This is a genomic window from Pseudomonas arsenicoxydans, assembly GCF_006438915.1.
Lineage (GTDB): Bacteria > Pseudomonadota > Gammaproteobacteria > Pseudomonadales > Pseudomonadaceae > Aquipseudomonas > Aquipseudomonas arsenicoxydans_A.
In genome coordinates this window covers 13389-27491 of the sequence record NZ_RCZE01000016.1, presented here as the reverse complement: position 1 = coordinate 27491, position 14103 = coordinate 13389, and the positions used below count along the sequence as shown (strand labels likewise).

At 61.5% G+C, this 14103-nt stretch carries 12 protein-coding genes; 3 read left to right on the top strand and 9 right to left on the bottom strand.

Annotated features, from left to right (window positions below):
• Window positions 1-179: 179 nt before the first annotated feature.
• Window positions 180-545, top strand: coding sequence for an Mpo1-like protein (locus tag EAH78_RS27525; RefSeq protein WP_140670876.1), 366 nt, complete (start codon window positions 180-182; stop codon window positions 543-545).
• Here the strand turns inward: EAH78_RS27525 and EAH78_RS27520 are convergent, their stop codons facing one another.
• The 3 genes from EAH78_RS27520 to EAH78_RS27505 all read right to left on the bottom strand — a co-directional run bounded on the left by EAH78_RS27520 (window position 546) and on the right by EAH78_RS27505 (window position 2680).
• Window positions 546-1343 (bottom strand): acyl-CoA thioesterase, encoded by a 798-nt coding sequence (locus EAH78_RS27520; RefSeq protein ID WP_140670874.1) that lies wholly within the window; start codon window positions 1341-1343, stop codon window positions 546-548.
• 251 nt (window positions 1344-1594) lie between these two features.
• Entirely contained in the window at window positions 1595-2362 is a 768-nt protein-coding gene (locus EAH78_RS27510) for a CHAD domain-containing protein (protein WP_140670873.1), read from the bottom strand.
• 39 nt (window positions 2363-2401) lie between these two features.
• The gene (locus tag EAH78_RS27505) at window positions 2402-2680 is read right to left on the bottom strand and encodes a hypothetical protein (protein ID WP_027925691.1); all 279 of its coding nucleotides are present in this window, start codon (window positions 2678-2680) and stop codon (window positions 2402-2404) included.
• A 224-nt stretch (window positions 2681-2904) separates the two neighbouring features.
• On the opposite strand from EAH78_RS27505, the gene EAH78_RS27500 reads away from it, so the two are divergent.
• The gene (locus EAH78_RS27500; RefSeq protein ID WP_140670871.1) at window positions 2905-3945 is read left to right on the top strand and encodes a patatin-like phospholipase family protein; all 1041 of its coding nucleotides are present in this window, start codon (window positions 2905-2907) and stop codon (window positions 3943-3945) included.
• 133 nt (window positions 3946-4078) lie between these two features.
• Here EAH78_RS27500 and EAH78_RS27495 read toward each other — a convergent pair whose 3' ends face one another.
• The 6 genes from EAH78_RS27495 to kdpF form a co-directional block, all read right to left on the bottom strand.
• Window positions 4079-4777, bottom strand: coding sequence for a response regulator (locus tag EAH78_RS27495; protein ID WP_140671063.1), 699 nt, complete (start codon window positions 4775-4777; stop codon window positions 4079-4081).
• A 48-nt stretch (window positions 4778-4825) separates the two neighbouring features.
• Entirely contained in the window at window positions 4826-7477 is a 2652-nt protein-coding gene (locus tag EAH78_RS27490) for a sensor histidine kinase (protein ID WP_140670869.1), read from the bottom strand.
• 132 nt (window positions 7478-7609) lie between these two features.
• Window positions 7610-8155, bottom strand: a complete 546-nt coding sequence (kdpC, locus tag EAH78_RS27485; RefSeq protein ID WP_140670867.1) for a potassium-transporting ATPase subunit KdpC — start codon at window positions 8153-8155, stop codon at window positions 7610-7612.
• A 191-nt stretch (window positions 8156-8346) separates the two neighbouring features.
• Entirely contained in the window at window positions 8347-10404 is a 2058-nt protein-coding gene (gene kdpB, locus EAH78_RS27480; protein WP_140670865.1) for a potassium-transporting ATPase subunit KdpB, read from the bottom strand.
• A gap of 10 nt (window positions 10405-10414) precedes the next feature.
• Window positions 10415-12109 (bottom strand): potassium-transporting ATPase subunit KdpA, encoded by a 1695-nt coding sequence (kdpA, locus tag EAH78_RS27475; RefSeq protein WP_140670863.1) that lies wholly within the window; start codon window positions 12107-12109, stop codon window positions 10415-10417.
• Between the two features lie 8 nt (window positions 12110-12117).
• Window positions 12118-12207 (bottom strand): K(+)-transporting ATPase subunit F, encoded by a 90-nt coding sequence (kdpF, locus tag EAH78_RS27470; protein WP_007899818.1) that lies wholly within the window; start codon window positions 12205-12207, stop codon window positions 12118-12120.
• Window positions 12208-12639: 432 nt separating this feature from the next.
• Here kdpF and eat point away from each other — a divergent pair, with 432 nt between their 5' ends.
• The gene (gene eat / locus EAH78_RS27465; RefSeq protein ID WP_140670861.1) at window positions 12640-14004 is read left to right on the top strand and encodes an ethanolamine permease; all 1365 of its coding nucleotides are present in this window, start codon (window positions 12640-12642) and stop codon (window positions 14002-14004) included.
• Window positions 14005-14103 lie beyond the last annotated feature (99 nt).

Genomic DNA, 14103 nt, shown 5'->3' with positions numbered 1-14103 from the left:
CTCCTACAGTTGACCGAGTTCCTACAGATTAAATGTGGGGGCGAGCTTGCTCGCGATGGCGTCAGCCCGGCCAACATCAATCCCGACCTATCACCCCCATAGCCAACCTCGATTCGCCGACCGCCCTCCCCCCGCCTATTCTTCAAACATACGGTCAACACGGATTGAGGAGTTTCAACATGGGCAAACGTCACCCCAACCTACCCGCCTGGCAATGGCGCGCGTACCCGAACAATCACCAGCACCCGACCAACCTGGTATTGCACCTGATTGCCGTACCGCTGTTCATCGTCGCGTTTCTGCTGATTGTTTCCGGGGTGTTCAGCCCGAGCCTGTTGAACATCGCCATCGGCGTGATCGGCCTGCTCGCGGCGCTGGGTCTGCAACGTCACGGTCACAGCCTGGAGGCGCAAGCCTCCGAGCCGTTCAGTGATCGCAAAGACGCGGTGTCACGCTTGCTGGTCGAGCAGTTCCTGACCTTCCCGCGATTTTTCCTCAGCGGTGGCTGGTGGCGCGCCTGGCGTGAGCGCCACCGTCGGCACTGATCAGGCGAAAATCGTTACCGTCTGCCGGCTCATGGCGATCAATCGACCGTCTGCGCTCCACAGTTTCGCCGCCGCATGACCGTAGCCGTCTGCGGCATGCTCGGTTTCGACCAGGTATTTGCACCAGTCCAGCGTGCTCAGCTCCAGCAATGGCTGGACGAATTCGATGGTCCAGGTCAGCGTGCTGCCCATCGCGGTTTTTTTCAGGTGCGGCAGCAAGGACGGCGGCCAGGCATCCACTAGCGCGAGGATATGCGACTCGGTGACAGCCTCTTCCTTTACATCCCCACGCAACCGCACCCAACCGCCCATCTCGCGGGAAGTGTTGCCGGTGAACGGCATGCCGCCGACGGCCCAGCGCATTGCCAGATGGCGCATGAACTCCGGAATCACGCCGGGGATGAAGGGCAATTCCTGGCACTCGTCCCAGTGCTTCATTTGCGGAGCAGGTTCGGCCGTGATCGCTACTTCGGAAGGCCGCGAGGCACCGAAGCTGCCCTGGATCAATGTCACCACTTGCCCCTTCTGCATTGCCCGGCCCAGCACCTGGCTGACGGCTTTGCCTTCGCGCAACACCTCGACTTCAAAGCTGACGGGCACTTCAGGCTCGACCGGTCCGACAAAGGTGATCGCCAGCGAACGCACTGGCCGGTCTGCCGGGACTTTTGCGCGCATGGCTTCGTATTGCAACGCCGCCACCAGGCCACCAAAACTGGCTCGCCCCTGCGCCCATCCGGCCGGAATAGACAGCTCCAGCGGTTGCCGGCGGACGGCGTCGAGCAGATCGCAAAAGCGCATGAAGACCTCGGAAACGGGAAAAAGAAGAGAGGATCTTAACCAGCCAGCGAGGTGGATACAGCACCTGTTCCGGCCAAAAGTACTGACAGAAGAGCCGCATCCGAGATTCCATGCTCAACACAAAAACAATGTGGGAGCGGCGGTGCGACGATTCGACTTGCTCGCGAAGGCGGTGTGTCAAACGACATAAATGTTGAATGACACGCCGCCTTCGCGAGCAAGCCCGCTCCCACAGTTCGATCTGTGTGCTTTCAGGATTTGAAGCAGCGGGCGCTGAGTTTGTCGAGAACCCGGTCAGCGCGGGCTTCAGCGTTAGCCATGGTGGTTTTCCAGACGGCGACACAAGGCTGCAAATCTACCTCTTCTTGCGCCCTGACCAGCCATTGCCAACAGTCGTGCCAATCACCCAAGGCACCCTGCGCCGATTTCAATCGGGGCAAGGCAGGCTTAGGCAAACGGTCCAATTCGGGATACGCCTCGATGCCATAGCGCACACGCTTGATCAGCAGGCGCAAGCGATGACGGTCGTGGGCCGGGTCGTGCAGGGCAACGTCGAGTTTCTTCCACTGTTTGCCCAAGCGTTTTTCAATGCGCTTGTGCAAGCCCTTGAGCAAACCCTGACGCTGGGACGCGCGCAAAAAACGCGGAAAAGCATCCAGGATCATCAGCAACTGCGCCAGCTCGGGACTCACCGCCACCGCCGGATACGCTTCAGCCATCAGCGCCATGCGCCGGTGCGCGGCTTCGGGTTGACCGTGCTCGAGCAAGTACGCCGCCAGCACTTCACGATCGCGCAACGGCGTGGTCATCTCTCCGACCCGGGACGCCGCCGCTTCCACCTGCTCGACACCGGGCAGGCCACGCAGGGGCCGCAACAGACTGCGCAAACGGCGAACCGTGGTGCGCAACTCGTGCAACGCTTCAGGGTCAGTGCGGGCAGTCAAACGTGCCTGACAGGCCAACAAGCGGACTTCAAGGCCCAGGACATGAGCCACCAACCGATCAACCAAATCAGACATCGTTTACTCCCGGAATCGAGTGTCCCCTATACCACTGCTTCAACGACCGGCACGCGACTCACGAATGTAGAAGCGCGCTTTCTCGGCTTTGCTGGTGCAGCCTTCGTAGGCTTCGAATTGTTGCTGGGTCTTGGCGCCGGTCAGCAACGACAGGGCCTTGGAGTAGCTGACAGTCCCGGCGAAACCTTCGGCCTTGGCCAAGTCTAGCTCATGCCATGCGGCGTCAATCTGGCTACCGCAGCTCTCGCGGTAAGCCGTTTTACCCGCGCAACCGGCGAGCGCCAGCGCAATCAAAGGTACGCAAATCCAGGCTTTCATCAATACCACCTCAAGATAGGTCAACAGTCGTGCAGGTATGACGGCCCTGCGCGTGAAAAGTGCCTTGGCCGCACACAGCAAACTCACTACAGCGCGGGCAAGAATAGCCAAGTGCCGCCATGGAGTGTCGAAAAAACGACGCCCTCGGCCTATCGAGCGCCCTTGTGATTGAAGCCCGCCCCTTGAAGGGTGCATTGTTGAACCTTGTCAGACGAGGGCGATTCATGAAAAAGCGTATCGCACTGGTACTGGGCTCAGGTGGAGCCCGGGGCTACGCCCATATCGGTGTCATTGAAGAGCTCGAACGGCGCGGTTACGACATCGCCTGCATTGCCGGTTGTTCCATGGGCGCGGTGGTCGGCGGGATTTATGCAGCTGGCAAACTTGACGAGTATCGCAACTGGATCGAAAGCCTGGATTACCTCGATGTATTGCGTCTGGTGGACGTCAGCTTTCGGCTAGGCGCCATTCGCGGTGAGAAAGTCTTCGGGCAGATCCGCAAGATCGTCGGCGAGATCAATATCGAGGACTTGCGCATTCCCTACACGGCCGTGGCCACGGACCTGACCAACCAGCAGGAAATCTGGTTCCAGGAAGGTTGCCTGCACCAGGCGATGCGCGCCTCGGCGGCGATCCCCAGCCTCTTCACCCCGGTGATGCAGGGCAACCGAATGCTGGTGGATGGCGGCATCCTCAACCCTTTGCCGATCGTGCCGGTGGTGTCGAGTCATTGCGACCTGATCATCGCGGTCAACCTCAACTCCACCAACCAGCGCCACTATCAATTGCCAGTAATCCAGCGCCCGGCGGCGTTCAAGAGCCGTTTCGACAGCCTGATCAATTCACTCGGTTCGAAACTGCCATTCCGGCGCAAACAGGCCGAACAATTGCTGCTGCTGGAAAAGGAAGCGCTGATGGCCGAAGCGGCTGACATCAACCCCTGGATCGAATCAGCCCAACCCGAGGCGCAGCAACCTGCAGCCGCTCCCGAGCGCGAAGGCGCGCCGAAGTCGGCCACCGGTTCGTTCATCATCGATAACGTCGGGCCGGCGTCTTTGCTGGACTTGATCAACCAGAGTTTCGAGGTAATGCAGACGTCGTTGGCGCAGTACAAGATTGCCGGGTATCCGCCGGATATCCTGATCAACGTGCCGAAACGGGTATGCCGGTTTTTCGAGTTTTACAAGGCGCCGGAGTTGATCGCGCTGGGTAGGGAGATTGCGCGGGATACGCTGGATCGGTATGAGAGTGAGCGGGATTCCTGAAGTTCTCGAGTGAATCCAAGGGCCTCTTCGCGAGCAAGCCCGCTCCCACATTCGACCGCATTCTCATTTGAGGAACCCGATTTAATGTGGGAGCGGGCTTGCTCGCGAAGACGCCAGATCAGGCAAAGCAGAACTAAAGGCTACCCTCACTCAACAACCGATACCCAACCCCCGCCTCAGTCACGATAAACCGTGGCTGAGTCGGATCATCCGCCAGCTTCTGGCGCAAATGCCCGACCACAATCCGCAGGTAATGACTGTCCTCGGTATGGGTTGGCCCCCAGATATCCTTGAGCAGTTGCTGCTGGGTAATCACCCGCCCCGGATGCCGCGCCAGTTGCGCCAGCACCGCGTATTCCTTGCGCGTCAGCGCCACTTCGACGCCATCGAGCAGCACACGCCGATAAGCCAGGTCCACGGTCAACGGCCCAAACGTCAACGCCGCTTGCTGAGCTTCACCGACAGGCGCCTGGCGCAACAAGGCGCGCACCCGCGCCAGAAATTCCTGAATGCCAAAGGGTTTGGTCACGTAGTCATTGGCGCCGCCATCAAGTGCCTCGACTTTCTGCCCCTCGCTCGCACGCACCGACAGCACCAGCACCGGCACCGTCGACCATTCACGAAACTCGCGCAGCACTTGCTGGCCGTCCATGTCGGGTAAACCGAGGTCGAGCACCAGCAAATCCGGTTTGTTCAGCGCCGCTTGCGCCAGGCCTTCGGTACCGGTGCCGGCTTCCAGCACTTTGTAGCCTTGGGAGACCAGACTGATACGCAGGAATTTGCGGATTTGCGGTTCGTCATCGATGACCAAAATGGTCGCGGTCTGGCTCATGGTTTCTGATCGCGGCATGGAGATGTCCAAAGGGTATCAGGCTTCACTTCAGCGCTCACTTTCAAAGGCAGGTTGTTCCTGCAAGGGTAAGTGAAGCGTGATGCAGGTCCCGCGCCCTTCGATGCCATCGGCGACGCTGATCCGCCCGCCATGCGCACCGACCATGCCCTGACAGATCGCCAACCCCAGCCCGGTGCCCTGCCCGCCCCGATCACCGCGCGCGGCGGTGTAGAACATGTCGAAAATCTTCGCCCGTTCCTCCTCCGGAATCCCCGGCCCCTCATCGCTCACCGAGAAAAACAGCTCGCTATCATCGGCCCCCGCGCGCAATTGCAGGCGACCATGCACCGGTGAAAATCGCGCGGCGTTTTCCAGCACGTTGACCAGCGCCTGCTCGATCAGCGCCGCGTGGACAAACAGCAGCGGCAACTCCGGCGGCACGTCGGTGCTGACCTGCAACGGCGCCAGCACGGCGCGCAACCGGTTGAGTGAACTGCCGACGATGTCGGCCGGCGACACCCAATCACGCGCCAGCTTCAGTGCGCCGTGACCGAGGCGGGTCATGTCCAGCAGATTCTGGATGTAGCGATCCAGGCGTTCGGCTTCGTCACGCGTGCCTTCAAGCAGTTCGCGGCGATCCTCCAGCGGAATGGCTTCACCGAGGGCCAACAGGCTGTCGATGCTGCCGCGCATGGACGTCAGCGGCGTGCGCAAATCGTGGGAGACCGAAGCCAACAGTGCGCTGCGCAGTTGCTCGGTTTCGCCGTGCAGTCGCGCCGCTTCGAGGTCTTCAGCCAATTGCGCACGGGCCAGCGCCTGGGCCAGCGGTTGGCTCAACGCGGTCAACAAACGCCGACGCTGACCGCTTAAGGTCTGGCCTTCTTTGGCGCACACGCCCATCAATGCCAGTGGTCCGTCTTCCACCGATAACGGCCACCACCACCAACGCCCCAAAGGCAAAGTGCCGGTGCCTGCGCCCGCCGGTTGATCGTGTTGCCAGGCCCAATCGGCCGCCGCGCGTTCAGCTTCGGAAAACTCCAGCGGGCCGCCGGTTTCAACTTTCCAGCCACCCTGCCCGTCTTGATTGAGCAGGCACAGTTGCAAGTCACTCCAACCGTTGAGGTGCTGGGCGGCGGCGCTGACCACAGCTTGACGGTCGGTGGCCGCCGTCAGTTTGCGCGACAGGTCGAGCAACTCCGTGGTCTCTTCCTGAGTGTCTCGCAGTGCCTGCAATTGCCGGCGTTGACGCGCGGCGAGGTTGCCGGTGAGCGCCGCCATCAGCAGGAAGAACAGCAACGTCAGCACGTCTTCTTCGCGCTGAATGGCGAAGGAAAAATTCGGTGGGATGAACAGGAAGTCGTAGGTCAGAAACGACAGCGCCGCACAGGCCAACGCCGGGCCGAGGCTACTGCGCACCGCCACCAGCAGCACCGCGGCGAGGAACACCAGCGAGATGTTGGGCAGCGGCAAAATACTCGCCACGCCCCAGGCCAACGCACTGGCCAAAACGGTCGCCACCAGCGCCAGCGCGTAGTCAAACCACACCAGCGCCTGGGCCGAACGCTGGCGCGGCTGCTGCGGTAAGTCATCGCTGTCGAGGACGTTGATTTCCAACCCGCGTGCATCGCGCAGCAGGCGTGACGCCAAGCCACCACCGAACAAGCGCCGACGCAAACGCTGCCGCGACTGGCCGACCAGCACCAGGCTCGCGCGGCGTTCCGCGGCGTGCTGAATCAGGGTTTTCGCGACTTCGCCGGCGCGCAGCAACACCACTTCGCCACCGAGGCGTTCGGCCAGTTGCTGGGCACTTTGCAGGCGCAGGCGCGATTGCTCGTCGCGCACACTGCCGTTGTCGACATGCACAAGGCTCCACGGCAGATGCCGACGCTGGGCGACACGACTGGCGTGACGCACCAGGCGCTCGGCCTGGGCATCGCCATCGACCCCCACCAACAGTCGACCGCGCACCGCTGGCGCTGCTTGACCGAGTTGGCGATACCCCTGGGCCAGGTCGTTGTCGACTTGAGCGGCGGCGGTTTGCATCGCCATTTCGCGCAGGGCGGTCAGGTTGGTCTGGGTGAAAAACGCGTCGATGGCCGCCCGCGCCTGCTCCGGCACGTAGACCTTGCCGTCGCGCAAACGCTCAAGCAGCTCACGCGGTGGCAGGTCGATCAGCAGCAGCTCGTAGGCTTCTTGCAGCACCCAGTCCGGCAGGGTTTCACGCACCTGCACACCGGTGATGCCGCGCACTTGATCGTTGAGACTTTCGAGGTGCTGGACGTTGACCGTGGTGAACACGTCGATGCCAGCGGCGAGCAATTCCTGAATGTCTTGCCAGCGTTTGGTATGGCGGCTGCCGGGGGCGTTGCTATGGGCCAGTTCATCGACCAGCACCAGTTTCGGCTTCGCGGTGAGCAAACCGTCGAGGTCCATTTCTTCGAGCATCACGCCACGGTATTCCGAGCGCACCAACGGCTGCTGCGGCAAGCCACCGAGCAGCGCTTCGGTTTCGGCGCGGCCATGGGTTTCGACCACGCCGGCAATGACTTTCACGCCTTGGCGCAGCTGGGTGTGAGCGGCTTGCAGCATGGCGTAGGTTTTGCCGACACCGGGCGCTGCGCCGAGGAAAACCTTGAGCCGACCACGGCCATCGCGGGGCAGGTCTGCTAACAACGCGTCGGCGCGGCCGGAATCGCTCATGCTTGAAGTTCTCTTCTTTCAGATGTTGATGTGTTGATTATTCGGCCGCCTTCGCGAGCAAGCCCGCTCCCACATTGGAATGCATTTCAACATGTGGGAGCGGGCTTGCTCGCGAAGGACGCCACCGCCGATCTAGAGTTTTTCCAGCGCGATGTTAAGCGCCAGCACATTCACTACCGGCGGCCCCACCAATGGCTGCTCGATATGCGCGTCCAGCAGTTGTTGCAGCGTAGACACCGGCAGGTTCCGGGCGGCAGCAACACGCGCCAGTTGATAGGCAATCGCGGCCGGTGGCAAGTGCGGATCGAGGCCGCTGCCGGAGGTGGTCACCATGGCCAACGGCACAGGCCCCTGACCCGGTACCAGCAGTTTGTTGGCATCGTCGATCACTCGGGTGGCCAGCGCCGGATTGCTCGGCGACAGGTTACTCGCGCTGCTCGACACGGTGGCAAACGCACCGGCGGAGGGGCGTGGATGGAACCAGGCGTCACCGACAAAATCCTGGGCAATCAGCGACGAGCCACGGACCTTGCCGTCGGCATCGCGCACCAGGCTGCCATTGGCTTGATCCGGGAACGCGACCTGGGCGACACCGGTGACCACCAAGGGGTAGGCGACGCCGGTGATCAGGGTCATCAGGACCAACAGGCTCAGGGCCGGACGTATCATTGTGGACATTTCAAAATCCTCGAATTCAGTGAAAACAGACACATCATCTGTGGCGAGGGAGCTTGCTCCCGTTCGGCTGCGAAGCAGTCGTCAGCGGTGTGTTTGAACACATTGCGGTGGCTGGGATAGGGGCTGCTTCGCAGCCCAGCGGGAGCAAGCTCCCTCGCCACAAAAAGCCCCTTAACCCCAGCACCTCATCGTCAAACCAGATGCAACGCCGTCAACAGCATGTCGATGGCCTTGATGCCCACGAATGGCACCACAATCCCGCCCAATCCATAGATCAGCAGATTGCGTCGCAGCAACGCCGCCGCACTCGCGGCTTGCACTCGCACGCCACGCAAGGCCAGCGGAATCAGCACGACGATGATCAAGGCGTTGAACACAATGGCCGAGAGAATCGCGCTCTGCGGGCTGGTCAAGTGCATGACGTTCAGCACGCCCAGTTGCGGGTAGATCGAGGCGAACAGCGCCGGTAAAATCGCGAAGTATTTGGCCACGTCGTTGGCGATGGAAAACGTCGTCAGCGCACCACGGGTCACCAGCAATTCCTTGCCGATCTGCACCACGTCCAGCAGCTTGGTCGGGTCGCTGTCGAGGTCGACCATGTTGGCCGCTTCGCGCGCCGCTTGGGTGCCGTCGTTCATCGCCATACCGACGTCCGCCTGGGCCAAGGCCGGGGCGTCGTTGGCGCCGTCGCCGCACATGGCAACCAGGCGACCGTCGTTTTGCTCATGACGGATGCGCGCCAGTTTTTTCTCCGGGGTGGCTTCGGCCAGGACATCATCGACGCCCGCTTCGGCGGCAATCGCGGCGGCGGTCAGCGGGTTGTCGCCGGTCACCATGACCGTGCGAATCCCCAGTTTGCGCAACTCGGCGAAACGCTCGCGGATGCCGGGTTTGACCACGTCCTTGAGGTGAATCACACCGAGCAGTTTGCCGTCAGCGCAGACCAGCAACGGGGTGCCGCCGCTTTGGGCGATCTTGTCGACTTCCCGGGACAGTGGCGCGGCCAGGTCAGCGCGCTTCAGGCCGACGAAGGCCAGCAACGAATCCACCGCGCCTTTGCGATACACGCGGCCCTGATAGTCGACACCGGACAGACGGGTTTCAGCGCTGAACGGTACCGCTGTCAGCAACTCAGCGGCAGGTTCGGGTTGTGGCTGAGTGCCGCGCAGGTACTCGACGATGGATTTGCCTTCAGCCGTGTCATCGGCCAGCGAGGCGAACAACGCGCCCTCGGCCAGTTCCTTGGCGGTGACGCCCGGTGCCGGATGCACTGCGGTGCAACGACGGTTACCGAAGGTGATGGTGCCAGTCTTGTCCAGCAGCAGGACGTGTACGTCCCCCGCCGCTTCCACGGCACGACCGGACTTGGCGATCACGTTCAAGCGCACCAGACGGTCCATCCCGGCGATACCGATGGCGGACAGCAAACCGCCAATGGTGGTCGGGATCAGCGTGACCAATAACGCCACCAGGAACACCAGCGGCAGGCTGCCATTGGCGAAGTGGGCGAACGGTTGCAGGGTCACCACCACCAGCAGGAAGATCAGGGTCAGGCCGATCAGCAGGATGTCGAGCGCCACTTCGTTCGGAGTTTTCTGGCGTTTGGCACCTTCGACCAGGGCGATCATGCGGTCCAGTGTCGACTCGCCGGGGTTGGCGGTGATCTTCACCAGCAGCCAGTCGGACACCAACCGGGTGTTGCCGGTGACGGCCGAGCGGTCGCCGCCGGACTCACGAATCACCGGCGCGGATTCACCGGTAATCGCCGCTTCGTTGACCGCCGCGATGCCTTCGATCACTTCGCCGTCACCGGGAATCATTTCCCCGGCTTCGACGCGCACCACATCGCCTTTTCGCAGACTCGTGGCCGGCACCACCTGAAAGGTGCCGTTGCTGGTTTTACGACGAGCGCTCAAGCCTTCGCTGCCGGCCTTGAGGCTGTCGGCGCGGGCCTTGCCGCGACCTTCAGCCAAGGCTTCGGCGAAGTTGGCGAACAGCACGGTGAACCACAGCCACAATGCGATTTGCGCGGCGACAAACGTCGGCACGGCGCTGTCGGGAATGAAGCACAGCACGGTGGTCAGTACGGCGGTCAGTTCGACCACCAGCATCACCGGCGCACGCTGCAATTGCCGTGGATCGAGCTTGACGAAGGCTTGCACCAGCGCCGGGCGCCAGAGGGCCGAGATCGCGGTTTTCGGTTGTTCCGGCGCCTTGACGACGGCGGTTTTAGTTACGGGCATATTCATCATTGACTCCTTAGAAGCCCATGCTCAAGTGTTCAGCGATTGGGCCCAACGCCAGGGTCGGCAGAAAGGTCAGGCCACCCACCAGCAAAATGGTCACGGTCAGCAGGGTCACAAACAGCGGGCCGTGGGTCGGGAAGCTGTTCTGGCCGATCGGTGCGGTTTTCTTCATCGCCAGGCTGCCGGCCAAGGCCAGTACCGGGAGGATGTAACCGAAGCGACCGATCAACATGCCAAGACCGAGCATCAGGTTGTGGAACGCGGTGTTGGCCCCGAAGCCGCCGAACGCCGAACCGTTGTTGGCACTGGCCGAGGTGTAGGCGTAAAGCAACTGACTGAAACCGTGAGGGCCGGGGTTGCTCACAGCAGCGACCGGACCTGGCAGGCTGGCCGCTATCGCACCGAGCACCAGTACGCCGACCGGCATCACCAGCAAGGTCACCACCAGCAATTGCACTTCTTTGGCTTGCAGTTTCTTGCCGAGGTACTCCGGCGTGCGGCCAATCATCAGGCCGGCGAGGAACACCGCGATCAACACGTTGAGCAACATGCCGTAGAGCCCGGCACCGACGCCGCCGAAGATCACTTCGCCGACCATCATGTTGACCAGCGCGACCATGCCGCTCAGCGGGTTAAGGCTGTCGTGCATGCCGTTGACCGAGCCGTTGGACGCCGCCGTGGTGGTCACCGACCACAGCACCGTGGCCGTGGTGCCGAAACGCGCTTCCTTGCCTTCCAGCGGCGCGGTCTGTTCGACGGCAACGTTGTTCAGGGTCGGGTTCGGTTGGTATTCCGCCCACAGCGAAGTCGCGCCGCCGATCAGGAACAGCGTCAGCATGCAGGCAATGATCGCGCGGCTCTGACGCAGGTCTTTGACGTAATGGCCGAAGGTGAACACCAGGGCGACCGGAATCAGAATGATCGAGCCAACTTCAAACAGGTTGCTCCACGCCGTCGGGTTCTCGAACGGGTGCGCCGAGTTGACGCCGAAGAAGCCACCACCGTTGGTGCCCAGTTGCTTGATCGCAATCTGGCTGGCAGCCGGGCCGAGCGGAATCACTTGATCGACGCCTTGCAGGGTCACCGCATTCACGTACTGGGCGAAGGTTTGTGGCACGCCCTGCCAGACCAGATACAGCGCCAGCAGCAGGCACAGCGGCAGCAAGCCGTAGAGGGTGGCGCGGGTCATGTCGACCCAGAAGTTGCCGAGGGTCTTGGTCGACTTGCGACCGATACCGCGACACAGCGCCACCAATACCGCCAGGCCGGTGGCGGCGCTGACGAAGTTTTGCACGGTGAGTCCGACCATCTGGCTCAGGTAGCTCAACGACGCTTCGCCGCTGTAGGCCTGCCAGTTGGTGTTGGTCATGAAGCTGACGGCGGTGTTGAACGCCAGCGTCCATTCCTGGCCCGGCAGGTTTTGCGGGTTCAGCGGCAGGTGGTCCTGAAACAACAGGATCGCGAACAACAGCAAGAAACCCGCGAGATTAAAGGCGAGCAAAGCCAGGGTGTATTTCTGCCAGCTCTGTTCGGCCTGCGGATCAACGCCGGCCACGCGATAACAGCCGCGCTCCACCGGCCCGAGAATCGGCGTCAGCCACGTGCGCTGACCTTCCATTACCTTGTAGTAGAAGCGCCCGAGGAACGGCGCCGGGACCAATACCACCGCGAAAAACGCGAGGATCAGCCAATAGTCATAACTGTGCATAGCCGCTCCTAGTTCCGGTCCGCGCGCAACAGCGCAACCAACAGATAAATGAACAGCCCCACTGCCAGTAGCAGTGACACTCCGTCCAGAACGCTCATGGAAGTTCTCCGTGTTACGGCGTATTGCCGCGTGTGGAGTCATTGTCGGCAGGGAGGCTGTAAAGGAACGAGATCGAGGGTGCGGGCGGGGCATAAAGAAAGCGTAAAGAGTGGGTTTATGCCTGCTTTACAGCGTGGTTTTGTGGGGATTTGGCTGGCCCCTTAGCGAGCAAGTCGAATCGTCGCACCGCCGCTCCCACACTCAATTGCATTCCATCGGGAGAAATGCGGTCAAATGTGGGAGCGGGCTTGCTCGCGAAGGCGGCATTACAGGCAACAACGCTCTGAACTGGCGCACAAATATGCGCACATCCAGCAGCAAACATCCCCGATACGACACCTTTTTACCCTTTACGACTGCCATCACAACGCTGGCACGTCCACTGCAAACGCCCTCCCCCGAGCAAATCAAACCGTTCAGGGAGCAAGCGCATGAACACACAACTCAAACCCACATTGGGCACATTGCACTTGTGGGGCATTGCCGTCGGGCTGGTGATTTCCGGTGAGTATTTCGGCTGGAGCTACGGCTGGGGCGTCGCGGGCACGTTGGGCTTTCTGGTGACCTCGTTCATGGTCGCCACCATGTACACCTGCTTCATCTTCAGTTTCACCGAACTGACCACAGCGATTCCCCATGCCGGCGGCCCCTTTGCCTACAGTCGCCGTGCCTTTGGCGAAAAAGGCGGATTGATCGCCGGGCTGGCGACGCTGATCGAATTCGTCTTCGCCCCGCCGGCCATTGCTTTGGCAATCGGCGCCTACCTCAACGTGCAGTTTCCCGCACTCGACCCGAAACACGCGGCAGTCGGCGCCTACATTGTGTTCATGGGCCTGAACATCCTCGGGGTGAAACTCGCGGCTACGTTTGAGCTGGTGGTTTGCGTGCTGGCGGTCGCCGAGTTGCTGGTATTCATGGGCGTGGTTGCGCCGGCGTTCAGCTTCAGCAACTTCGCGCTGAATGGCTGGGCCGGTTCAGATGTGTTTGGTGCCCCGGCGATTGCCGGGATGTTTGCGGCGATTCCGTTTGCGATCTGGTTTTTCCTTGCCATCGAAGGCGCCGCCATGGCTGCCGAAGAAGCCAAGGACCCGAAACGCACCATTCCCAAGGCTTACATCAGCGGCATCCTGACCCTGGTAGTGCTGGCCATGGGCGTGATGTTCTTCGCCGGCGGCGTGGGCGACTGGCGCGCCCTGTCGAACATCAACGACCCGCTGCCACAAGCGATGAAAACCGTGGTCGGTGAAAGCTCGGGCTGGTTGCACATGCTGGTGTGGATTGGCCTGTTCGGGCTGGTGGCGAGTTTCCACGGGATCATTCTCGGCTACTCGCGGCAGTTCTTTGCCCTGGCCCGGGCCGGTTACCTGCCAACCTCACTGGCCAAGCTGTCGCGCTTCCAGACGCCGCACCGGGCAATCATTGCCGGCGGTGTGATTGGCATCGCGGCAATTTACAGCGATGGTTTGATTAACCTCGGCGGCATGACACTGACCGCGGCGATGATCACCATGGCCGTATTCGGTGCGATCGTGATGTACATCATGAGCATGCTCAGCCTGTTCAAACTGCGTAAAACCGAACCAAACCTGGAGCGTACGTTCCGTGCGCCGTGCTATCCGCTGGTGCCAATGATCGCGCTGGTGTTGGCGGTGGTCTGCCTGGTGGCGATGGCCTGGTTCAATATGTTGATCGGGCTGATCTTCCTTGGTTTCATGGCGGCAGGTTTCGTGTACTTCCTGCTGACCGCGCAGTTGCGCGCGGATGCACCGGCGGACGCTATGTTGACCGGGCTGTAAACGGTTCAGGTGCAGTTGGCTTATCAGGCATAGAATGGAACCACTGCGAAAATCCATCGCTCAAAGTGGTATGCACGATCGATTGGCGACCTCCGCCAA

Bases quoted from the DNA above. Each gene is read 5' to 3' on its own strand.
- EAH78_RS27525 (WP_140670876.1), top strand. From the start codon at position 180: ATGGGCAAACGTCACCCCAACCTACCCGCCTGGCAATGGCGCGCGTAC.
- EAH78_RS27520 (WP_140670874.1), bottom strand. From the start codon at position 1,343: ATGCGCTTTTGCGATCTGCTCGACGCCGTCCGCCGGCAACCGCTGGAG.
- EAH78_RS27510 (WP_140670873.1), bottom strand. From the start codon at position 2,362: ATGTCTGATTTGGTTGATCGGTTGGTGGCTCATGTCCTGGGCCTTGAA.
- EAH78_RS27505 (WP_027925691.1), bottom strand. From the start codon at position 2,680: ATGAAAGCCTGGATTTGCGTACCTTTGATTGCGCTGGCGCTCGCCGGT.
- EAH78_RS27500 (WP_140670871.1), top strand. From the start codon at position 2,905: ATGAAAAAGCGTATCGCACTGGTACTGGGCTCAGGTGGAGCCCGGGGC.
- EAH78_RS27495 (WP_140671063.1), bottom strand. From the start codon at position 4,777: ATGAGCCAGACCGCGACCATTTTGGTCATCGATGACGAACCGCAAATC.
- EAH78_RS27490 (WP_140670869.1), bottom strand. From the start codon at position 7,477: ATGAGCGATTCCGGCCGCGCCGACGCGTTGTTAGCAGACCTGCCCCGC.
- kdpC (WP_140670867.1), bottom strand. From the start codon at position 8,155: ATGTCCACAATGATACGTCCGGCCCTGAGCCTGTTGGTCCTGATGACC.
- kdpB (WP_140670865.1), bottom strand. From the start codon at position 10,404: ATGAATATGCCCGTAACTAAAACCGCCGTCGTCAAGGCGCCGGAACAA.
- kdpA (WP_140670863.1), bottom strand. From the start codon at position 12,109: ATGCACAGTTATGACTATTGGCTGATCCTCGCGTTTTTCGCGGTGGTA.
- kdpF (WP_007899818.1), bottom strand. From the start codon at position 12,207: ATGAGCGTTCTGGACGGAGTGTCACTGCTACTGGCAGTGGGGCTGTTC.
- eat (WP_140670861.1), top strand. From the start codon at position 12,640: ATGAACACACAACTCAAACCCACATTGGGCACATTGCACTTGTGGGGC.